Source organism: Arthrobacter saudimassiliensis (assembly GCF_059090665.1).
Genome location: NZ_JBNHFX010000015.1, coordinates 1 through 270, shown reverse-complemented (window position 1 = coordinate 270; position 270 = coordinate 1). Strand labels below are relative to the sequence as shown.

At 57.0% G+C, this 270-nt stretch carries 1 protein-coding gene; it reads right to left on the bottom strand.

Annotated features, from left to right (window positions below):
• Nucleotides 1-74 precede the first annotated feature (74 nt).
• Nucleotides 75-270, bottom strand: a 196-nt coding sequence (locus tag AC5RV6_RS16955) for a hypothetical protein (protein ID WP_494008531.1), incomplete at its 5' end; no start/stop codon positions are given.

Below are 270 nucleotides of genomic sequence, written 5' to 3'. Positions count from 1 at the left end.
TGGAAGTCGCCGCGGCCGGGACGCTGGAAAAGCGCCCGAAGCATGGCGGCCAACCCCAACAAATTTCCTCGGTTTCAACGCTGTGCGCTTAGGGCGCCGGCCGGAAGAGCCGGGTATTTTGCTGGGTTCGGAAGGACGGTTTGACCGTAATTCGCAAGGTTCCTGAGGAATCGGCCGAATTGCAAAAACCGGCCGGATGAAATAAGCTGAAGAAACACCACGGCGGTGCGAAAGGGAAAAGGAAGTTCCGGTTTTTGGAACGGTTTTCCC